Annotated in this window: 18 protein-coding genes; 13 read left to right on the top strand and 5 right to left on the bottom strand. The window is 61.9% G+C overall.

Translation table 11 applies throughout. The annotated features are described in order from the left end of the window. Positions 1-2: 2 nt before the first annotated feature. On the bottom strand, positions 3-1409 hold the full coding sequence (locus AC3WMA_RS22400) for a glycosyltransferase family 4 protein (protein ID WP_492287539.1): 1407 nt from the start codon (positions 1407-1409) through the stop codon (positions 3-5). A gap of 70 nt (positions 1410-1479) precedes the next feature. Continuing rightward, the gene (asnB, locus tag AC3WMA_RS22405; RefSeq protein WP_492287540.1) at positions 1480-3357 is read right to left on the bottom strand and encodes an asparagine synthase (glutamine-hydrolyzing); all 1878 of its coding nucleotides are present in this window, start codon (positions 3355-3357) and stop codon (positions 1480-1482) included. Between asnB (AC3WMA_RS22405) and AC3WMA_RS22410 the strand changes: the two genes are divergently transcribed. From AC3WMA_RS22410 to AC3WMA_RS22470, 13 genes are all read left to right on the top strand, one after another. Next, the gene (locus tag AC3WMA_RS22410; RefSeq protein ID WP_492287541.1) at positions 3250-4575 is read left to right on the top strand and encodes an NAD-dependent epimerase/dehydratase family protein; all 1326 of its coding nucleotides are present in this window, start codon (positions 3250-3252) and stop codon (positions 4573-4575) included. The genes asnB (AC3WMA_RS22405) and AC3WMA_RS22410 overlap by 108 nt on opposite strands. A gap of 28 nt (positions 4576-4603) precedes the next feature. Continuing rightward, positions 4604-6430 (top strand): glycosyltransferase, encoded by a 1827-nt coding sequence (locus AC3WMA_RS22415; RefSeq protein ID WP_492287542.1) that lies wholly within the window; start codon positions 4604-4606, stop codon positions 6428-6430. Beyond that, complete coding sequence (locus AC3WMA_RS22420) at positions 6396-7376, top strand: NAD-dependent epimerase/dehydratase family protein (protein ID WP_492287641.1); 981 nt, start codon at positions 6396-6398, stop codon at positions 7374-7376. Before AC3WMA_RS22415 ends, AC3WMA_RS22420 begins: the two co-directional genes overlap by 35 nt. 1 nt (position 7377) lies before the next feature. Then, a complete protein-coding gene (locus tag AC3WMA_RS22425) occupies positions 7378-8238 on the top strand; it encodes a methyltransferase domain-containing protein (protein WP_492287543.1) in 861 nt (286 codons plus the stop codon). Next, a complete protein-coding gene (locus AC3WMA_RS22430) occupies positions 8235-9014 on the top strand; it encodes a polysaccharide deacetylase WbmS family protein (protein ID WP_492287544.1) in 780 nt (259 codons plus the stop codon). The genes AC3WMA_RS22425 and AC3WMA_RS22430 overlap by 4 nt, the downstream gene beginning before the upstream one ends. Continuing rightward, entirely contained in the window at positions 9014-9955 is a 942-nt protein-coding gene (locus AC3WMA_RS22435; protein ID WP_492287545.1) for a methionyl-tRNA formyltransferase, read from the top strand. The genes AC3WMA_RS22430 and AC3WMA_RS22435 overlap by 1 nt, the downstream gene beginning before the upstream one ends. A 6-nt stretch (positions 9956-9961) precedes the next feature. Next, complete coding sequence (locus tag AC3WMA_RS22440; RefSeq protein ID WP_492287546.1) at positions 9962-10717, top strand: hypothetical protein; 756 nt, start codon at positions 9962-9964, stop codon at positions 10715-10717. Between the two features lie 9 nt (positions 10718-10726). Continuing rightward, positions 10727-12628, top strand: coding sequence for an asparagine synthase (glutamine-hydrolyzing) (gene asnB, locus AC3WMA_RS22445; protein ID WP_492287547.1), 1902 nt, complete (start codon positions 10727-10729; stop codon positions 12626-12628). A gap of 169 nt (positions 12629-12797) precedes the next feature. Further along, positions 12798-13964 carry an ABC transporter ATP-binding protein gene (locus AC3WMA_RS22450; RefSeq protein WP_492287548.1) on the top strand — a complete coding sequence of 389 codons (1167 nt, stop codon included), beginning with the start codon at positions 12798-12800 and terminating at the stop codon, positions 13962-13964. Next, positions 13961-15178 (top strand): ABC transporter ATP-binding protein, encoded by a 1218-nt coding sequence (locus AC3WMA_RS22455; RefSeq protein ID WP_492287549.1) that lies wholly within the window; start codon positions 13961-13963, stop codon positions 15176-15178. Before AC3WMA_RS22450 ends, AC3WMA_RS22455 begins: the two co-directional genes overlap by 4 nt. Before the next feature lie 7 nt (positions 15179-15185). Next, positions 15186-15971, top strand: coding sequence for an ABC transporter permease (locus tag AC3WMA_RS22460; RefSeq protein WP_492287550.1), 786 nt, complete (start codon positions 15186-15188; stop codon positions 15969-15971). A 9-nt stretch (positions 15972-15980) separates the two neighbouring features. Further along, a complete protein-coding gene (locus AC3WMA_RS22465; protein ID WP_492287551.1) occupies positions 15981-16691 on the top strand; it encodes a WbqC family protein in 711 nt (236 codons plus the stop codon). After that, positions 16684-17352 (top strand): formyltransferase family protein, encoded by a 669-nt coding sequence (locus tag AC3WMA_RS22470; RefSeq protein ID WP_492287552.1) that lies wholly within the window; start codon positions 16684-16686, stop codon positions 17350-17352. The genes AC3WMA_RS22465 and AC3WMA_RS22470 overlap by 8 nt, the downstream gene beginning before the upstream one ends. Before the next feature lie 102 nt (positions 17353-17454). Here AC3WMA_RS22470 and AC3WMA_RS22475 read toward each other — a convergent pair whose 3' ends face one another. Genes AC3WMA_RS22475 through AC3WMA_RS22485 form a run of 3 tightly spaced genes read right to left on the bottom strand, consistent with a single transcriptional unit; the run spans position 17455 to position 20526 of the window. Beyond that, entirely contained in the window at positions 17455-18519 is a 1065-nt protein-coding gene (locus AC3WMA_RS22475) for an NAD-dependent epimerase/dehydratase family protein (RefSeq protein ID WP_492287553.1), read from the bottom strand. A gap of 47 nt (positions 18520-18566) precedes the next feature. Continuing rightward, positions 18567-19508 carry an NAD-dependent epimerase/dehydratase family protein gene (locus tag AC3WMA_RS22480; protein ID WP_492287554.1) on the bottom strand — a complete coding sequence of 314 codons (942 nt, stop codon included), beginning with the start codon at positions 19506-19508 and terminating at the stop codon, positions 18567-18569. A gap of 22 nt (positions 19509-19530) precedes the next feature. Continuing rightward, complete coding sequence (locus tag AC3WMA_RS22485) at positions 19531-20526, bottom strand: class I SAM-dependent methyltransferase (RefSeq protein ID WP_492287555.1); 996 nt, start codon at positions 20524-20526, stop codon at positions 19531-19533. Positions 20527-20543: the final 17 nt, after the last annotated feature.

Raw genomic sequence — 20543 nt, forward strand, 5'->3', positions numbered from 1 at the left:
GTCTAGGCGGCTTTGGCGATGGTCCCGTCGGGCGCAAGCTTTGGCGTTTCGCCGCGATACAGGGCATCGAAGATCGGTGAATAGGCCTGCCAGTTGAAGGTGTCGCGCGCGAAATCGGCAGCGGACCGTTTGAGCTGGAGCCGGAGATCCGCGTCGTCGGCGAGGCGATGGACGGCCGTAGCGAGGGAGCCACTATCTGCGGCGCGGTAGATCAGGCCGGCATGGCCCCATTCGATGACCGAGCGCACATAGGCGAGGTCGTTCGACAGCAGGGCCAGCCCGGCATGCATGTATTGGGCGAGCTTGTTCGGGCAGGCGTATTCGTAGATCACGAAATCCGACAGATAGGGAATGATGCCGATATCGGCTTCCGCGGCGGCCGCGACGAGTTCGTCCTCGGTGACCGCCGGCAGGAAATAGACCGAGCGATCGAGCAGGCCGAGCCTGGCGGCGAGCTCCCGGCCGCCGCGGCTGTGCTCGTTCTCGGGACCGCGAAGGAACAGGGCGGCCTTGGCGGAGTCGACATGGCGCCAGCCCTCGATCACCTCTTCCATGCCGCGCTTCGGCGAGTACCGCCCTTGCACCAGGCATTTCAGCCTGCCGGCGGCCAGCTCGGTCATCGCGCTCCGCAGCGGGACGACGGCGGTATCGCTGCGCGGCTCGGCATTCGGCACCGCATAAATCGGGCGATAGCCATAGGCTGCGCTCATCTGGTCGGCCATCGGAGCGTTGATCGTGACGGCGGCGTCGGTCCGGCGCAGCAGGATCCATTCGATGGCCGAGAAGATCCAGATATCGAGCCAGCGCGCATAGGGATCGCAGTGGGGATAGTATTCATGCGCGTCGTAGACGACCCGGCAGCCATGGCGCCGGCCGGCGACGACGCCCACCAGAAGCGTGTCGAGGTCGTTGCAGTGGATCGTCTGCGGCTTGACGGGTAGCGCGTCGATATAGGCATTGAACCAATGTGCGGCCGGGCCGAACTGCATGCGCATGAGATTGGCAACATAGGAGATGCGGGCGCGCAGCGAGCCGAGCATGCGCTCGCGCTGCCGCGTCTCCTCCTCGGCGCTGTCGTGCCCCGCATGTCGGGCGGCTGCGGGACCTGCGGCCGCGCGGCCAGCGCCCAGCGTCTGCCGGATGAGCCGCATCAGCGCGAGCGGTAGCGCGACAAAGGCCAGCAGCAGGGCAAGAAGGGGCGAAAGCGCGAGCAGGATGAGCCACAGGAGCGGCGGGACGGTTTTGGCGAATGCCAACGGATAGGTCAGCAGCGACACGAAGCGATGGGGCAGCCGGACCAGGCGATAGCCGTCCAGGTCCTGGTGCTCGGGCAGGGAGCCGGTGGCATTGTTGAAGCCCAGAACCGTCACCTCGAAGCTGCGCGCGGCGGATGTCGCGGCCCACTTCACTCTGGGATCCATCGTCGGTTCGTGCGCGCACAGCATCAGGACGCGCAGAGGATTGGTCTTGGGCGCCATGTCAGGCCAGTGCCGGCTCGGCCGATGAGATGAACGTGTCGCGCCGGTCGACGAAGGTCTCGTGCCAGAGCTCGAGCATCAGCATGGCGAAGATCTTGTTGGACGCGTCGACGGTGCCGCTCTCGTGCTGCTGCAGGATGGCCTCGACGACATCCGGCTTGAAGATGCCGCGCCGGCGCAGCCGCGCAGGCGTTAGGTGGTCGCGGACGAATTCGCGCAATTCGCCGCGCATCCAGACCTTGAGCGGCACGTTGAAGCCCTGCTTCTTCCGGTAGAGGATGTCGTGCGGCAGATGGCGCTCCAGCGCCGTCTTGACCAGGGCCTTGCCATTCGTGCCGTGGATCTTGTGACGCGCCGGCACGGTGAAGGCCCATTCCACCAGTCGATGGTCCAGGAAGGGCACGCGCCCTTCGAGGCCGTTGGCCATGGTCATCCGGTCCGCCTTGGTCAGCATCTCGCTCACCAGCGTCGTCTTGATGTCGGCATAGAGCTTCGCGGCTAGTTGCTCGCCGCCCGGCGCATTTTCCAGGCAGCGCTGCACGGCATTGTCCTGCCATGCCTCGATGACGTCGGCTGCCAGCGAAGACTCCAGCAATTCATGGAGGTCGCTGTCGTGGAACGAGATGAATGCGTTGAGATAGCGCTGGTCGCGCGAGGCGAGGCTGGCGAGGCGTTCGGACAGCCGCTTCGGGACGAGCGGGCGAAGCGCCGGATAGCGCCTGAGCATGTTCGCGGCCTGCTGCGCGCCCCAGGAGGCGGCCTTCGGCATGTCGGGGAAGTCGAAATGCCGCCAGACATAGCCGCCGAAGACCTCGTCGCCTCCGTCGCCGCTGAGCACGACCTTCACATGGTCGCGCGCCACCTTCGAGATGAAATACAGTGCGAAGGCGGAGGAGATGGCGAAGGGCTCGTCGGCGTGCCAGGCGATCTTCGGGAGGGCCTCGACCAGGTCGGGCGTCAGCCGAAAGGCGTGGTGCTTGGCGCCGCAATGGTCGGCGACCGCCTGCGCATAGGGGCTCTCGTCGAACTCCTCGAGGCCCGGAAAAGTGATCGAAAAGGTCTCGATCGGGTGTTCGGTGACTTTGCCCGCAAGCGCGACGATGGCGCTGGAATCGACGCCGCCGGACAGGAATGCGCCGACCGGCACGTCGGCGACCATATGCGAGGACACCGCGTCGGAGAAGCGCTGTTCGAAGCCGGCGACTGCCGCTTCGTAGCTCATGCCCTCGTCGATCGCGACCGGCAGGGTCCAGTAGGGTCGCTCCTGCACGCCGCTTGCGTCGGCGATGATCAGATGGCCGGGCTGCAGTTTGCGGATGCCTTGGAAGATCGAGCGGGGATCGGGAATGCTGAGCAGGTGCAGATAGTCGCCGAGCGCGACCCGGTCGATCTCCGTCCCGGTCCGCGGATCGGCCAGCAGCGCCTTCATCTCCGAGGCGAAGAGCAGGCGCTCGCGATCATGCGTCACGTAGAGCGGCTTGATCCCGAGCCGGTCGCGCGCCAGCACGAGCCGGCGCCGGCGTCCGTCCCAGATCGCCAGCGCGAACATGCCCTGCAGTTCCGAGAAGCAGGCCTCGCCCTTCTCTTCGTAGAGGCGCAAGATGACTTCGGTATCGGAGGACGAGCGGAAATTGTGCCCCCTGGCGCGCATGCCCTGGGCCAGCTCACGATAATTGTAGCACTCGCCGTTATAGACGATGACGATGCTGCCATCGTCGTTCGCCATCGGCTGGTGCCCGCCATTGCTAACGTCGATGATCGACAGGCGGCGATGGCCGAGCGCCGCAGGGCCGACGATCTCCAGGCCGGCGTCATCCGGGCCGCGATGGGCGATGAGGTCGGTCATGCGCCGGAGAAGCGCCCTGTCGGGCGTGGCCATGGGGTCGAACTGAAGAATCCCGGCGATGCCGCACATGGGAAGTCGGAGACCTTTCGGAACGGACGATCTGCGGTGGGGAGTGCTCAGGCGCGGCTGATATCGCACTTCGAGGCATTTTCCAAACCGCGGCTGGCTGGTCCGCACGCGGCGCTGGCATCCATACGGAGGCTGTTATACAACGCGCGCATGCGCCTGTGCCTGCCGTGCGGGCATTTCGTGGATCTGCAGTTTTCGCGACGGATAAACATGGATCTCAAGAATAAGAAGGTCGTCGTGATCGGCGGCGCAGGCCTGATCGGATCGCATACGGTTGATCAGCTGACACGGACGGATGTCGGCGAGATTCTCGTTTATGACAACTTCGTTCGCGGTACGCGCCCCAACCTGGAGAATGCCCTCAAGGATCCTCGGGTCAAGATTTATGACATCGGCGGCGACATCATGCAGACGGACGTTCTGCAGAGCGCTTTCGATGGCGCTGACGGCGTCTTTCACTTTGCTGCATTATGGCTTCTGCAGTGCCATGATTTTCCGCGCTCGGCTTTCGACGTCAATGTGCGCGGGACTTTCAACGTACTCGAAGCCTGCGTTGCAAAGAACGTCAAGCGACTGGTCTACTCGTCCTCCGCGTCGGTTTATGGCGATGCCGTCGAGGAGCCGATGACCGAGGACCACCCGTTCAACAACAAGAACTTTTACGGTGCGACCAAGATTGCGGGCGAGGCGATGGCGAGGGCATTCCACCATCGCTACGGGCTCAACCTCGTCGGGCTGCGCTACATGAACGTCTACGGTCCGCGGCAGGATTACCGCGGCGCCTATATCGCCGTGATCATGAAGATGCTCGACGCGATCGATCGGGGTGAAGGTCCGACGATTCTTGGCGACGGTTCGGAAGCTTTCGACTTCGTGGCGGTCGAGGATTGCGCGCGGGCCAATCTCTGCGCGATGCGAGCCGAAACCGTCGATCGCTTCTACAATGTAGGGACCGGCACGCGGACGTCTCTCAAGGAACTGGCAGAGCGGATCTGTCATCTGACGGGCAGCAATCAGCCGATCAATTATGCTCCGCGCAGCCAGGCAACGCTGGTACGCAACCGTATCGGCTCGCCCAAGCGCGCGAGCGAGGAGATCGGTTTCGTGTCCGAGATCGCGCTTGACGAGGGGCTGCGCCGCTTGATCGAGTGGCGCAAGGCGGACCAGCATAGGCGGAAGTAAGATCGCAGAATCGCGCCGGGATTGCGAGATGTCCAGCTTCAATCTGTTCCGGCGCGGTCAGCAGTGGAAGTCGTTTGTCGAGAATTCTTTGAAGAATCTTTTTGAGCGGACCGATTCCAATCGGCTTAAGATAGAAGATAACGAGAGACGTATCGGCGAGCTAGAGGGTTTGCTCGAAGGCGCGCGCAGGCAGATCAGGAAGCTGGACGATTCGCAGCGTGCGCTCGACGAATACCTAGGCGATCAGTTCGAGAGATTGGTCAGGAAACACGTCGACCTCGCCGACGATTACGCCGTTTTTGTCGCGTTGCGCGACAATGAAGTCGTCATTCTGCTCGACGAGGCTCGATCTGTTGGCCGCTACGGGAGCGTCGATCTCGTCGACCTGGTCCACTTCCTGAAGAAGAAACACGCTCGGCCCATCCTTCTGAAGCGGGACGCCACCGGGGTCCTGACGCGCATCGAGGCCGTGACATTTCTCGCCGACATCGCTGAAAACATGATGTCGGCGATCGCGTGGCTCAACAAGCGGGTGCCGCCTCCGGCTGAGCGACCTGCCGGTGATATCGTCGATGTCATCGGCGACAAGGCCTGCGTCGATTTCTGGGCCGACGCAGAAGCGCGCAAAAATGTTATAAAGTATTATGGGGGTTATGTGTTTGCCGAGCCGAGGCGTCGCTCGGTTCTGTTCACGCGGCCGTGCTACTATAATTTCTACTATCTTGCCAAGGCGTTGCGTGCGCGGGGATGGGACGCGGTGTCCTTGCTTACCGAATCGCCGGCTGGTGAGAACGGCTGGCTGTATCATGGGCAGGATGAGGTCGTATACGATCCGGATCCGGCGAAACATCGCGATTTGCTTCGACAATTCATCGGAAACAACGCCGATCGTTTCGGTATCATCCATCACTATGGGCTTGGTGTCTTCAGCCTGTTTCCGGAACTATATGATACGGATAGCCGATTTTCCGCGATCCCTTGGGATATGGTCGAGGCGAAGCGACGTGGAATCCTGCTCGGTTACTCGCATAGCGGCTGCCTTGACGGTGTTTCCCAGACGCAGTTCCGCGACTGGTCTCCTTCGACCTGCGGAAATTGCGTTTGGAACAGCCGACCGGACGTGTGTTCGGACGAGAGGAATTTGGCCTGGGGCCGGAAGATGACGGCCATGGTAGATCTGTTCTGCACAGAGACCGATCCGACATTCGATTTCAAGGGGCACCCCACCGCGTTCCGGGGGCCTTTGACCTTTGCCCTCGATCCGGAGACCTGGAGGCCTGACCTCTCGGTTCCCGACCGTTACAACATGCCGCGATCCGAAAAGACGGTCCGCGTCTATCACGGCGTCGGCAATTACAAGGCGAGGACGGTCGACGGCCGCAATGTGAAGGGAACCGGAGCCGTCATCAGCGCGATCGAGCAATTGCGTGCCGAGGGAATCGACATTGAGTTGGCATTTGTCGACGCGGTCCCCAGCCGGGACAATCGTTTCGTCCAGGTCCAGGCCGACATCGTCGTCGACCAGCTGAATTATGGCCGCTATGGCGCTCTTGCCCGCGAGGGCATGATGCTCGGAAAGCCGGTCATCGGCCGCGTTAACAAGTTTGAACAGGACGGTTCGCCTGCGACGGCCTGCATCCAGGAGACGCCGATCGTGCATGCCGATGAAAGCACCGTCGTGGACGTACTGCGCGATCTCGCCTTGAATCCGGCGAAACGTGCGGAGATCGGCCTGGCCAGCCGCGAGCATGCGATCAAATGGTGGTCGGCCGATCGGTTGGCCGAGCGTTTCGAGCGCGTCTACGATCATGTTCGTGCGCATGGCCGGCCGCCAGCGGAAGAGGACATCTCATGATGGTGGTGCAGAAGGAAGGTCGAGGGCAAGGCTTGTGACGCGTCGCGGGAATGCGCGCCGCGTGGTCGTAACCGGAGCGGCGGGCCTGATTGGGCTCGCTGTGGTGCGTCAACTGCTGGCCGCGGAGAATTCGGTCGTGGCTGTGGTGAGGCCGGGTAGTTTGGAGCGGGTTCCGGCAGGCGCAGATGCGGTCGAGATCGACCTGGGCGATCGTCCCGAAGAGCGCTTGGCGGCACTTGGTGCTTTCGACGGTCTCATCCACTTGGCACAGGCGCCTGGCTGGCATGAGTTTCCGAAGCGGGCTGGGGCAATGGCTCGTGTCAATGTCGCCGCGAGCGTGGCGCTCGCGGAAGCCGCTGTCTCCGCCGGTGCCGGTTGCATGGTCATGGCCTCTTCCGGTGGCGTCTACGGCCCCTCGTCGACGCCGATCCGAGAAGCGTCGCCGTTGCGTCCCGGGTCCGAGCTCGGCTTTTATCTCGCGGCGAAGGCCGTGACCGAGAACCTGCTGAGCTATTTCCGCCCGCATCTCACGGTTCATGTTCTCCGGCCGTTTTTCGTCTACGGAACCGGGCAGGCCGCCAGCTTCCTGATACCCCGATTGATCAAGTCGATCCGTGAGGGCGCGCACGTGCGGGTGGATGGCGGCACGGGGCCAGCGATGAATCCGATCTGGGTCGATGATGCGGCGGCTGCTTTCGTCGCTGCCTTGGATCGGCGCGAGCCGCTCGTCGCGAACATTGCAGGCCCCGATGTGGTGACGGTTCGCGATATCGCGACAATGGCCGCCGAGCGACTGGGGATGCCGGTGGCTTTTACGGAGGGCGCTGAGCTTCCAGGGAACTATGTGGCGGATATCGCCGTGATGAATCGAGAACTGGGGCCGGCGATGACCTCGTTCGAGCGGGGTCTGTCGGCCCTGATCGCCAATGTTTCGTTGGAGATTTGAGATGGCCGCTTCCGGCTCCTGGGCCGCTTTGCCGATCGCCGATGACATGACGCGACTCGCTGTCGAGAGCCTTGATCCCGCGGCATGTGCCGCCAATCAAAGGATCGAGAATCTGATCGACATCCTGGCGGAGCCCGGCGGCGGCAGGCGCCTTGCCCTTGAGGCTGGCGCGACTTCCGATCGGTTACCCCTACGATTCCACGAAGGTCGGCCTCTTCTGCTGCCGGATTTCGTATGTGATCGTCTCGACGGCGATAGGCTGCGGATCGATCTCGCGGATGCGGCCGATCCGGCATTGCAGTATATCTATTTGAATTTGGTCAAGAATTCCGGCGGCGATCACAATACGCCATTATCCGACGACTGGTACCGCCGCCATCTGCACCGCTCACGCGAGCTTCTCCGGGATGCGGAAGGGCTCGTTCTCGATGTCGGATGCGATAATCCCGCGCTGAGCCGCCTCCTGTTTCCCTCGGCCGTGCGCTACTTCGGGATTGAGCCCGGCCTTGGTCCCCGGCCTGAGCCTTGCATTGTCGGCATGGCCGAGTTCTTGCCCATTTCATCCGAGGTACTGGACGGCGTTGCCTTCCTGACGAGCCTGGATCATGTCTTCGATTATCATGCGGCCCTCGACGAGGCCTTTCGAGTGCTCAAACCGGGCGGCAAGCTTTTCCTGGCGAGCTTGATATGGACCCATCGCGCCGAGTTGATTCGCGACAACATTCATTTTCATCACTTCAGGCAACATGAGATCGAGGGGGCGCTGTCGGCGTTCCAGATCGAGCGGTTGACCCGGTATAACTGGAAGGGCGATGAGCATCGCTTCGGCGTCTACCTCGTCGCGACCAAGCCGCAGTCATGACGGTCATTGCTAGCGAAAAACCGGCAGGCGGAGCTTCTCCCGTTCTCGTCACGCTCGACATCGACTGGGCGCCGGATTGGATGGTCGAGGATGTCGTCGACCGTTTGGCGCGGGCGGGCGTGCGAGCGACGTTATTCGCGACGCATGAAAGTCCCTTCCTGCGTTCGCTCGGCGATAATTCCCATATCGAGATCGGGTTGCATCCCAATTTCCTGCCGGGGAGCAGTCATGGCTCGACCCCCGAGGAGATCTTCGCCACGCTCCGGAACTGGTATCCTCGCGCGACGGCTTGTCGGACGCACTCCCTGGTGCAGTCCGAGCCGTTGCTGGCGCGCATGGCCTGCGAGTTCGGCATCGAGGTCGACTGCTCGATCCACCTTCCGCGCGCGCAGCATGTCGTGCCGCATGAACTACATATCTCCCAGCAAGGGGATACCATCGTCCGCCTGCCGCATGTGTTTCAGGACAATATGCACGCGATGGCCGGCCGAGCCTGGGATGCGGCGGGGGCGGAACTGGATACGCCCGGCTGGAAGGTGCTCAATTTCCATCCGGTCCATGTCGCTCTGAATACCTCCCGGCTCGCAACCTACGAGGCCCTGAAGCGCCGCGGACCGCTGGCGGCGTTGAAGAGAGCCGATCTGCCTCCGCTCGATCCGCAGGCGCCGGGCACGGGATCCTTTTTCGATGCCGTGCTGGCTCGGCTGAAAGGGACGCGGTCATGGACGGTGAGCGAGTGTGTCGCCCGCTGGAGGGGTGAGAGGAAGCGCGTCTGATGAAGAAGCTTCGGTTGGGCGTGATCGGCCGAACAGAGATGCTCCTTGAGGCCGCGCGGCGCGCCTTGGGGCGCAACCACGAGATCGCCTTCGTTGCGACCTGCAAGCCCTCCGGCCACGAGCTGGCAACGGAGCGGGATTTCGAAGAACTCGCGCAGGCTGCTGGAGCGCCCTTCCTGCGTCACAGGGAGCTCGTCTCCGAGAGCGGCATCGCGATGGCCCGGAGCGCCGGGTGTGACCTTGCGATCTCGATGAACTGGCTCACTCTCATACCGGCCGATGTGCGGGCCCTGTTCGGCCATGGTATCTTCAATGCGCATCCCGGAGACTTGCCGCGCTACAGGGGCAATGCCTGTCCCAACTGGGCAATTCTGAACGGAGAAAGCCAGGTTGGGCTCTGCATTCATCGAATGGAGGATGATTTGGATGCCGGCGCTGTCGCCGCCAGACGGCTTTTTCCCCTGACGTCGACCAGCGCGGTCGCTGACGTCTATGAATGGTTGCGCTCGGCTATTCCCGACGCGTTTCTGGATGTGGTCGAAGCTGCCGCGAATGCTCGCTTGATTCTGACCCCGCAATCCACTCGGCCGGAGGATGCGCTGCGCTGCTATCCGCGGCGCCCAGAGGACGGCCTGATCGACTGGGCACAACCGGTGGAAGCGGTCGATCGCATGATCAGGGCCTCTGGCCGCCCCTTTGCTGGGGCCTTCTCGTTCCTTGAAGGGCACAGGAAAGTCACGATCTGGTCGGCTGCCAGGATCGTGTCGCCGGAACCGTTCCTTGCCATTCCCGGGCAGGTTGCTTATGCGATCGACGGTGATCCGGTCATCGCCGGCAACGGCGGCTATGTCAGATTGACGGATGTTTGCGTTGACGGATGCGCGGGAGGAACCGCCTCCAAGCAGGCGATCCTGTCTTCGCTTCGCAATCGGTTGAAATGAAGCATCATGCGCGACGCGAAGCACCATCTCGAAGAATTTTCTGACTTCACCGAAGAGAGCTATCGGAGCCTTCTTCGCCAAGCGAAAGAGACGTATAAATTTATAGGATACAAGGAAAGCAGCGGCGTGCCACATGTCCTGTGGCGGCATGATCTCGATGCTTCGATGAATAGGGCGCTACGATTAGCTCAGATCGAGCACGAAGAAGGGGTAATCGCAACTTATTTTCTTTTTCCTCGCTGCTTGTATTATAATCTGCTCAATCCGTTGACGCATGCGCTTGTCATGCAGATTATCGCACTTGGTCATCAGATCGCGCTGCATTTCGATCCCACGCATTTTGGCAAGGGGTTGACGCGGAGCCAGCTGATTGAGGCGATCGCAGCTGAACGCGACTTGCTGAAACGCGAATTCGGCGTGGAGCCGACGGCTGTCAGTTTCCATCTCTACGGAGTTCTTGAAGAGCCGATGCCGGACGATGACGAGCTCGCCGGGCTGGTCAATGCCTATTCCCGGCGCTTGCGCGAGACCTATGGCTATGTTTCTGACTCCAACGGTGTCTGGCTCTATCGGCGCCTTCGGGATGTGCTAAGCGAAGCCCGCGAGGACAAGTTGCAGGTGTTGACGCACCCGGAATGGTGGACGGCCGAGGTCCTGCCGCCGCGCCAGCGTCTCCAGCGCGCGATCGATGGCTATGCTGCCGCGATGGGACGTTGGTACGATGACACGGTCGCGAAATTCGGCCGCCCGAATATCAGGTGAGTTGGCTGAATGTGCGGAATCGCCGGCTACTTCAATCGCGACGGCTCGCCAGCCGATGAGCGCATCGTTGTTGCGATGCGCGATGCGCTCGCGCATCGCGGCCCGGACGGAAAGGGTCTTCATGTCGATGGGCCTCTCGGGCTCGGCCATCGACGGTTGTCGATCATCGATCTCAGGGCTGTTGCCAACCAGCCCATGCATTCGCCGGACAACCGTTGGACGATCGTCTTTAACGGGGAGATCTACAATTTCAGGGAGCTGAAAAAGGAGCTTTCGGAGCAGGGCTGGGTATTTCGCACCCGCTCCGACACGGAAGTTCTGCTGGCTGGCTGCGTCATCTGGGGTGTTGCGTCGTTGGCGCGGCGCATCGACGGCATGGCAGCTTTCGCGCTCTGGGACGCGCGTGAGGGTCGCCTATGGCTCGTACGGGATCGCTACGGCGTCAAGCCGCTCTATCTCTGGCGCTCGGCGGGCCGCATCGCCTTCGCCTCCGAAGTCAAGGCGTTCCTCTCCCACCCCGATTTCAAGGTCCAGGTGAATCGCGCCGCGTTGCGCGAATATTTCACATTCCAGAATCTTTTTCGCCCGCACACCCTGTTCGAGGGCGTCGAGCACCTGCCGCCGGCCACGATCCTGATGGTCGACCAGCATGGGGAGCGTCGGGAAACCTATTGGGATTACGATTACTCGAAACCGCAGCCACTCGATGAGCAGGAAGCCGTCGAGACCCTCGAAAGCCTGATGGCCGCGGCCGTCGAACGGCAACTCGTCTCGGATGTTCCTGTCGGGGCCTATCTGTCCGGGGGCATGGATTCAGGTACGCTCGTCGCTCTCGCTCATCCTCATGTTCCGCGGATGCAAACCTTCACCGCCGGTTTCGAGATGAGCAACGTGGAGGGCGTAGAGGCACAGTTTGACGAGCGCCGCGCTGCCGAGTTGATGGCTTACACCTTCAAGACCGAGCATTACGAGCAGGTCATGAATGCCGGCGACATCCGTTGGTCTTTGCCGCGCGTCGTCTGGCATCTCGAGGATCTGCGCCTCGGCATGAGCTATCCGAATTACTATATCGCTCGCTTGGCTTCGAAATTTGTCAAGGTGTGTTTTTCCGGAGCTGGCGGGGACGAATTGTTCGGGGGGTATCCGTGGCGGTATTACCGGGTATTTCGTTCGATCGGGCGAGAGGATTATCTGTCGAATTACTATGGTTTCTGGCAGAGATTGACGACGGTTGAAGATAGGAAGCGCATATTCGGAGCTGATGCCGATGATGAGGCCGAGATGTTCGACGTCTTCAAGTCCGTCTATTCCGGCGCCCCGAATTTGTCATTCGACTCTCCTGAAGATCATATTTCCGCAGCGCTTTACTTTGAGAGCCGTACTTTTCTCTCCAGCCTGCTGCTTGTCGGCGACAAGCTGGCGATGGCAAGTGGGCTTGAGGAGCGCTTCCCGTTCCTCGACAACGCATTGGTCGACTTCGCCGTGAGCTTGCCTGCAAGGCATAAGCTGTCGGATCTGGAGCACATGCTTCAGGTCGATGAGGATGCCCTGCGCAAGAAGCTGCTCGCAGAGGACTCGTTTGCAGGCGGCAAGAGCTGCCTGAGGCAAGCGATGGCGCATGTTCTCCCGCAGGAGATCATGAACCGCCGGAAGCAGGGTTTCTCGTCGCCGGAAGCTTCGTGGTACCGCGGCGCGAACGCCGACTATGTGCGGGAAATGCTGCTGGGAGGAGAACTTGCTGCGGCGGATTATCTCGATGCCGATTTTATCCGCTCGACGGTCGAGGCGCATATGTCAGGCCGCAAGAACAACCGGCTGCTGATCTGGTCGCTACTGTCCTTCGAACAATGGTGTCGGGTGTTTTTGGGGGGGGAGCGTCCGGTCGAGGATCGCTGGCGCGTGGGGAACTGAACTCGGCCCCCTGGGATCGAGGGTTGAGTGCCGACGCGGCTCATGCGACATGGTCAGCCGATGGCGCCGGTGGGTTGCGCTTACGTGTCGGCGGGCGTGATCGGCATTCGCAAAGGCCGTTCTCCGGGTGCATTTTGTTCGCGTCGGCAGAGGGATTTGAACGTTTCCGATGAAACCCGCCGCGATTTCAGTGACGTGCTCTGGCGTGTCCAAGAGCTTTGCCCTGATCAATGCCGGAAACGTATGGAAGGTCATCTTTTCTGACCCTGCCCGGCTCAGCCGGTTCCACGCGCTCAAGGATGTGACTTTCGAGGTGCCCAAGGGCGAGTTTGTTGGAATCCTCGGACGGAACGGCGCTGGCAAGTCGACGCTTCTGCGCATCATCGGTGGCGTTTATCCGTCGGATACGGGCTCCGTCAGCGTACAGGGAACCCTTTCCGGCCTCTACGAACTCGGTCTCGTCGGGAATGCTCTGCTCACCGGCCGGCAATATGCGGAAAGGCTTCTGACGACGCATGGCTTTTCGCGACGCGAGCGGGCGCAGATGATCGCCGATATCCACGATTTCTCGGAATTGGGTGATCGTTTTGAGGATCCCGTGCAGACTTACTCGGCCGGCATGGGAGCACGCCTGTTCTTCGCGACAGCGACGGCTGGTCAATATGAAGTCTATCTTCTCGACGAAATTCTCTCCGTCGGAGACCAGCATTTCCAGGCAAAATGCTGGCGCAGGCTTCAAGAACGTGTCGCCAACGGCGCGTCCGGGATTCTGGTGACCCATGACTGGTCCGCGGTGCTGAAGCTATGCAGGTCGGCGCATGTTCTCGATAAGGGACAGATCATATTCTCGGGGCCGGCCGAACGCGCCGCGCGCATATATCTTTACGGCGAGGACGCCTCGCCGAGCTATCGGCAGGAGATTGCACGGTTTGGAACCGCGCCTGCCTCTTCCATTGAGCGCAGGGTCGGCGAGCGCTTAAGTCTGTCTGTTCCGGTGGAGGTCTCCGAAGACCGGGAAATTCGTGCTGCTTTCGTCATTGAAAGGATGCAGCCCGGCCGTGGCTGGGAAATCGCGATGATGACGCGATATCCGGTTGTGATTGCCAGGGAGGCGGGACGGCACCGGCTGGACGTGGAGGTAGACGAGCTGCCTTTGGAGCCTGGATCGTATCAGTTGAGTTTCCAGCTGGTCATGGAGGATGAGGACGCGCCGGGCGCCTTCACATTGCTCGACAGCATCGGCTGGCTGAGCAGCAACGGCGTGGCCTTGGAGATTCTCGGCGAGGATACGAGCGGCGTTGCGCTGCCGACACGGTGGAGTGTTGCGAGGCCATGACCGCTTCGATCTCCGTGAAGGGCGTGGGCAAGTCCTTTGCCTTGGCCGAATATGGGGGAGGCCCCGTTTCCCTGTCCGAGGCACTGCGTCTTGGCCGCAAGGAGCTGGTGACCCGCCATGTCGACGCGCTGAAGGACGTTTCCTTCACGATCTCGCCGGGCGAGCGTGTCGGCATCATCGGGCGAAACGGTGCGGGCAAGACGACGCTGCTTTCACTGATCGCGGGGATCACAGAGCCCTCCTCGGGTACGATCGAGGTGCAAGGCGATCTCCATGCGATGCTCTCGATCGGGGCGGTGCTGCGGGACGAAGCGACCGGACGCGAGAATATTTATCTCGACGGTGCCGTTCATGGGCGCACCAAAGGGCAGATCGACACGTTGGTCGAGGAGATCATCGCCTTTGCGGAGCTCGGCGATTTCATCGACCGTCCGGTCCGAACTTATTCTTCGGGAATGAAGGCGCGTCTGGCGTTCTCGATGGGCGCCTTCATCAAGACCGACATCCTGATCATCGATGAGACGCTATCAGTCGGGGATGCGACATTCTCCCGCAAGGCGACGCGTCGGATGAAGGAGATGACGCAGGCTGGCCAGATCGTGGTGGCGGTAAGCCATTCGCTGACGACCATCGTCGAAATCTGCAATCGCTGCCTATGGCTCGATAACGGAAGACTGGTGATGGACGGTTCTCCCGAGGCTGTCACCGAAGCCTATCTCGGCAGTGTCGAAAAAGCCGATGCAGAGGATCTCGCCCGTAAATTCGGCTCACCGAGCCTGCCACCCGATTTTCCGGAGCTCGGTGGCCTTGACGCTCTCTCGCTCGAGCAAAACGGCCAGGCGGTCGTCGCCTCCGCGAAGGCTTTCGTGCCGATGCTGGCCAGGGTTTCGGGAAGGCTGAACCATGCCACGCCCGACACCGATCTGGTCGTCAGCATCCTGCGTGTCGACGGCACGACAATCTGGCGTGAAAAGCTGTCATCGAGAGCAGGTGAAGCCCTGCCTTCGGGCGAATTCGGGGTCGAGATCCTTTTCGAGCCCTTGGTGCTTGGAGAGAACCTGTATCGCCTGGACGCTGCGCTGGTGCAGGAAGGCCGGCCGATCGCGTCAAAGGCCCTCACCTTCGAGGTCCGTGACGAACAGGGACAATTCGGCGGCAAGCCGATGCTCTACTATCCGATGAAGTTATCCGGACATATCGAGAAGGGCGCCTGACGTGCCAATGTTCTATTTCGACCGCAATGATATCCGGATGATCAACAGTCTTTTTCGGATGAATCTGGCCGACCGCTTCCTCGGTTCGTCGCTCGGTCTGATCTGGGCGATCTTGTCTCCGCTGTTGCTGATGGGGATTTTCGTTTTTGTCTTTACATACGTTTTCCCGGGCCGGTTGCCGGGGAAGGATGGCACTTTGCCGTTCATCATCTGGCTGCTCAGCGGCTATGCTCCTTGGCTGGGACTCAACGAAGGCCTCATGAGCGCCACGAATTCCGTCGTCGGTAACGCCGGTGTCGTGAAGAACATAGCTTTCAAATCGGAGATTCTGCCGATCGTCGGGGCGATGATGGGGGTGGTTCCCCTCGCTGTCGGTCTCATCTCGGTGTTTCTGCTCCAGATTCTGGGAGGAGAGACGATCAACGCGACGGTGCTGATTTTGCCCGTCATCATCCTTCTGCAGCTCTTCTTCGTTTCGGGCATAGGCCTGTTCCTATCGGCCCTGAACGTCTTCGTCCGCGATACGGCCATCGCCTTGCCCTCGGTCCTGACGGCCGCCCTCTTCGCCTCTCCGATCTTCTACGCTCTGTCCTCATATCCGGCGGCCATTCAGAAAATTCTGCTCTTCAATCCCTTCTACGTCATCGCGGAATGCTTTCGGGCGCCGATCCTGCACGGAACCCTGCCGGAAACCTGGATGATGCTTTACCTCGTCGCCCTGTCGTCGGTTCTCTTCGTCGGTGGGCTATGGTGGTTTCGCCGCCTCAAGACCTTCTTCGACACCCGTCTGTGAGCAGCTCGCATGGCGGGGCTCGTCGCTATCCATCAGCCGAATTTTTTCCCGTGGCTCGGGTATTTCGACAAGATTCGAAAGGCTGATGCCTTCGTGTTTCTTGATCAGGTGGATTATCCCCGCGCTGGGTCCGGCAGCATGGGATCTTGGTGCAACCGCGTGCGCCTCGCCATACAGGGGCAACCTCAATGGGTGAGCTGCCCGGTTCTGCGCATGCCCCTGGGCTCTCCGATCGCGCAGGCGCGGATTGACGGCCGCCAGCCATGGCAGACCAAGCTGCTGAAGACGCTGGAGGCGAACTATCGAAAGGCTCCCCAATACAAGCCGGCTCTCGACTTCCTGGAGCCGCTGATCCGTTCAGCCGAGATCAATCTGGCCGATTTCAACATCGCGGCGATCCGCGCGATCGCGGATCGGCTCGGCCTGTCCACGCGATTTGCGCGGCAGTCCGAGCTTGCCTGTTCCGGGAGCGCGACGGATCTGTTGGTGAGCATCGTCACGGCCGCTGGCGGCGATGCCTATCTCGCTGGCGGCGGCGCCACGGGCTATCAACTGGACCATGTGTTCGGTGAAAACGGCCAGACGCTTGTGCCGCAAAACTTTATTCCAGCGCCTTATGGCGATGGGGCCCGCTTCTTGCCCGGCTTGTCGGTGATCGATTACCTGATGTGGGACGGCCGGCCGCTCCACGATGCTTTTCCGGAGCGGGCCCATGTCTGAAGCTTCCGGCACCGTCATCCTGCTCACGAGCGTCGCCGGGGAACTGCGGGACGCGGTCGTCGATGCGTTGACGATCGGGGACACCCCGCCGCGGATCGTTGAGACGCTCGACGAACTCCGGACGGCGACAGGGGATCTTCTCGTCTCGTTCGGGACGTCGGTCATCGTGCCGCCGGATGTGCTTGGGCGCTTCGAGGGCCGGGCTTTCAACGTGCACGCCGCCTCTCCCGACTATCCTGGCCGCGATCCGCATCACTTCGCGATCTATGATGGCGTCAGCCGCTATGGTGCTACGCTGCACGGCATGACGGCGAAGGTCGATGACGGGCCGATCGTCGATGTCGAATGGTTCGAGGTGCCGGCGGCTTGCACGCCGGCCCAATTGCTTGGTTTGGCCAACGATGCTTCGATGCGCCTTCTGAGGCGATATGGTCCGCGTTTGCTGAGGCAGCAGGTGGTGATGGTTGCGAATCTCCGCTGGGGGGGGCGCAAACGTTCGCGTGCCGACTTTCGTGCAATGTGCAAGATTGAGCCGGATATGGCGGCGGCTGAATTCGAACGGCGCTTCCACGCGTTCGACGGTGGCGCATACGACAACTTGACGGTCCAGATTCATGGCTGGACCTTTCGCATCGACAAGCTGAGAGGCCGGAAACCCTAAAGGCCGCCATCGCCCCCATCATCGATGGCGGCGATCCCGTTGTCGCAGCATATTCCAAGGTGAGATCTCTCCTTGGTTCGGCACAGCGGCTTCGGAGCGGCTTCAGGCCGCGTATTTTCGGACCTCAGGCACGAAATGCACATGCTGCAGCATGCAGCGCATGATCGTGGCCCGGTTTTCCTGTGTCCAGGCGACGGTGCGGCGCACGCCTTCCTCATGCGGCACTTGCGCCACGAAGCCGAGTTTCTCGCGGGCCTTGTCGGTCGAGGCGAAGCGCTGCCCGGAGCGGTCCCAGTCGCGGGCCGGGGTCAGGGCGATCGGCCTCGCGTTGCCGGTCGCGGCATTGATACGCTCAGCGAGTTCGCGGATCGAGATCTCGGCGCCCGAGCCGAGATTGTAGATCTCGCCCGCCTCGCCCTTCAGGCCGCAGGCCATCAGGCCGCGCGCCATGTCCTCGACGAAGATGAAGTCGCGGGTGGCGATGCCGCCATTCTCCACCGGCAGAGCCTCGCCGTGCAGCGATTTCCAGATGAAGGTCGGGGTGACGTTGCGCCAGACCGTCGCCGGGGTGCCGCGCCAGCGGCCCGCGCCGAGGATTTCGCCGGGGCCGTAGACGTTCTGGAAACGTGCCTTGACGAAGGGCATGCCGTACCGCGTGAAATAGTAGTTTCCGTACATCTCGCCGATCAGCTTCGAGATCGAATACGGGCTATCGTGGAAAAGCGAGACCGGCGCCTCTTCGGTCGTAGCGGTGGCGCCGTCGAAGGTCTTGACGGCGACGGCGCAGCCGGCCGCGGAATAGACCACCTTCTTCAGCGACTTGATGTCCTTCAGCCGCTCGAACAGCTTCAGCGTGGTCAGGGTGTTGTTGTCGTGATCCATCAGCGGGTCATGGATCGACGACTGGTTCCCATGGAAGCAGGCGAGGTGGTAGGCGTAATCGAGATCGTCGTCGAGCCCCGCCAGGATACGATCACTGGTGATCGGTCCCGACACCAGCTTCACCGCCGGATCGTCCGGGACATTGACCGGGTCGGCCGAGAGGAAATTGTCGACGATCGTCAGCTTGCGCGGCTTCTCGCGCAGGATCTGCTTCACGAGGTTGGAGCCGACGAAGCCGGCGCCGCCGACGACCAGCACGTTCTTGCCAGCAAAGCTTTCGGTCATGGGAAATATCCGTCCGGGTGAAGGAGAGGCGCAGCGGTCGTCGGCGGTCAGGCCTTGGCCGGCGGCGCCTTGAGGTGACTGTAGATCGCCGTGACACCGTGGGTATCATACCAGGCCAGCATGCGCCGGATCGTCTGCTCGAAGGAGTAGCGCGGCCGCCAGCCGAAGGTTTCGATCGTCTTGGAGGGATCGAGCACGACGGCGGGGACGTCATCGGCTCCCGGCTCGACCTCCGGAACGGGCTCGCTGAGCGTGATGCCGAGATGGTCGACGACGATGTCGAAGATTTCCTTGATGGTATGGCCGGTGCCGGTGGAGACATTGAACACGCCGCTGGGCGCGCCCTCGGCCATCACCGCGTCCATCACCGAGAAGAAATCGTCCATGTCGATGAAGTCACGCACGGTCTTGGAGCAGAAGCAGCCCTTGCCGGCCTTCAGGCGCGTATAGAAGGTCGGAATCGGGCCGATCGCCAGGCGCGGACCGGTCACGTTGGCGAGCCTGAGCGAGACGAAGGGCAGGCCGGAGACGGCAAGGTAGTTCTCGCCCGCCTGTTTCGAGATGCCGTAGCTGGTGAAGGGGCGGGCCGGCGCATCGGCCGGGATCGGCAGAGCCTCTGGCCTGCCGTAACCGAGCGCGGTGTGGAAATTCACGAAGCGCTGTACGCCGGCGACCTTGGCAGCCTCGACCACGTGGATCGTGCCCTCGACATTGGTGCGCGTATCCTCGAGCCAGTCGTCGGGATCCTTGTAGGCCGCGGCCGAATGGATGACATGGCTCGGCTTGAATTCGGCGAAAAGGTTGTCGACGAGGACGCAGTCCTGGACCTTGCCTTCGACGACGGTCAGCCCCGGATGCGCCTCCGGCAGCGAGCCGCGATGGCCCGTGGCGAAATTGTCGAGCACGAGCACCTCGTGTCCGGCTTCGAGATAGCGCTCGGTCAGGTTCGAGCCGAGGCAGCCGGCGCCGCCGGTGATCAGGATACGCACCGTCTTTTCTCCGCTGTCTGTATCAGGACTGATCGCGCTGGAACCAGTAAGGCGCAGTAGCCTTGGGCAGGAACTTGCCAGCCAGTTCAGGGGAGGCGTCGCCTTTGATCGCGCGCAGCCAGACTTCCTTGTGGACGATCGTCTGCTCGAATTGGGTGAAGCCGAGCGGGCGCAGCATGTCGCTCACTTCGGCGAAGGTGAAGCGTCGGTTGATCAGCGGCGCATAGATGTCGTGGACGTGATGGACGTCCAGCCCGTGTCCGACCGCCATCTGCTCCAGGAACGCCATCCGCGCATCCGGCGTGGGTAGGAAATTGTAGTGCATGCGCTTCTTGAAGAGCTGCACGTCGTCGGCGAGCGGGATCGACTCGCGGCCGTAAAGGTAGAGGTGAAGAACGCCGCCAGACTTGACCAGGCCGGCTGCAGCGGCAAGAGCGCGGTTGAAGCTCTTGCAATGGTGCAGGACGCCCCACGACCAGACGAGATCGAAGCTCTCGGCCGGCAGTTTCTGTCCGATCTCCTCGATCTCGCTGTGGACGAAGCTGCCCCGGGCGCCGAGAGCTTCCAGCGCCTTGCGGGTCGCCGCGATCGCCGACGTGTTGACGTCGACGGCGGTCACCTCGCAGCCGAGCTTGGCCAGCCCGTAGGACCAGCGCCCGCCGCCGCAGCCTGCATCCACAACGCGCTTGCCGGTGAACCACGAACGGTCGATCTGCAATTCCTGGCCGCTGATGATGTCATCGACATTCTGCTTGAACCAGGGGTCGGAGAGCATGAAGGCGCCCTCCTGCAGATTGGCCCATTGATGGCCGAAGGCATCGACGGTGCTGCGCGTGGCGAAGGCCGCGGGCTGATCGTTGTCATGCGCCAAGGCGTAGAGCATCGCATAGACGCTATCGTTCTCCGCCTTGAGGGCGTCGACCTGCTGCTGCAACCGCGCAACAGCGTCCGGGGCCTCCGCGGCGCTCAGTTCGATAAGGCGCCGAATTCTGCGGCCAACCCGCTTGAGGATACTCATTGTTGCTCGCCCTTTCG

The organism is Allobosea sp. FW305-C-101 (assembly GCF_058783685.1).

Coding starts and splice junctions, on each gene's coding strand:
- AC3WMA_RS22450 (WP_492287548.1), top strand. CDS start 12,798: ATGAAACCCGCCGCGATTTCAGTGACGTGCTCTGGCGTGTCCAAGAGC.
- AC3WMA_RS22410 (WP_492287541.1), top strand. CDS start 3,250: ATGGCCGAGCGCCGCAGGGCCGACGATCTCCAGGCCGGCGTCATCCGG.
- AC3WMA_RS22485 (WP_492287555.1), bottom strand. CDS start 20,526: ATGAGTATCCTCAAGCGGGTTGGCCGCAGAATTCGGCGCCTTATCGAA.
- AC3WMA_RS22470 (WP_492287552.1), top strand. CDS start 16,684: ATGTCTGAAGCTTCCGGCACCGTCATCCTGCTCACGAGCGTCGCCGGG.
- asnB (WP_492287540.1), bottom strand. CDS start 3,357: ATGGCCACGCCCGACAGGGCGCTTCTCCGGCGCATGACCGACCTCATC.
- AC3WMA_RS22435 (WP_492287545.1), top strand. CDS start 9,014: ATGAAGAAGCTTCGGTTGGGCGTGATCGGCCGAACAGAGATGCTCCTT.
- AC3WMA_RS22475 (WP_492287553.1), bottom strand. CDS start 18,519: ATGACCGAAAGCTTTGCTGGCAAGAACGTGCTGGTCGTCGGCGGCGCC.
- asnB (WP_492287547.1), top strand. CDS start 10,727: ATGTGCGGAATCGCCGGCTACTTCAATCGCGACGGCTCGCCAGCCGAT.
- AC3WMA_RS22425 (WP_492287543.1), top strand. CDS start 7,378: ATGGCCGCTTCCGGCTCCTGGGCCGCTTTGCCGATCGCCGATGACATG.
- AC3WMA_RS22440 (WP_492287546.1), top strand. CDS start 9,962: ATGCGCGACGCGAAGCACCATCTCGAAGAATTTTCTGACTTCACCGAA.
- AC3WMA_RS22415 (WP_492287542.1), top strand. CDS start 4,604: ATGTCCAGCTTCAATCTGTTCCGGCGCGGTCAGCAGTGGAAGTCGTTT.
- AC3WMA_RS22430 (WP_492287544.1), top strand. CDS start 8,235: ATGACGGTCATTGCTAGCGAAAAACCGGCAGGCGGAGCTTCTCCCGTT.
- AC3WMA_RS22420 (WP_492287641.1), top strand. CDS start 6,396: ATGGCCGGCCGCCAGCGGAAGAGGACATCTCATGATGGTGGTGCAGAA.
- AC3WMA_RS22460 (WP_492287550.1), top strand. CDS start 15,186: ATGTTCTATTTCGACCGCAATGATATCCGGATGATCAACAGTCTTTTT.
- AC3WMA_RS22455 (WP_492287549.1), top strand. CDS start 13,961: ATGACCGCTTCGATCTCCGTGAAGGGCGTGGGCAAGTCCTTTGCCTTG.
- AC3WMA_RS22465 (WP_492287551.1), top strand. CDS start 15,981: ATGGCGGGGCTCGTCGCTATCCATCAGCCGAATTTTTTCCCGTGGCTC.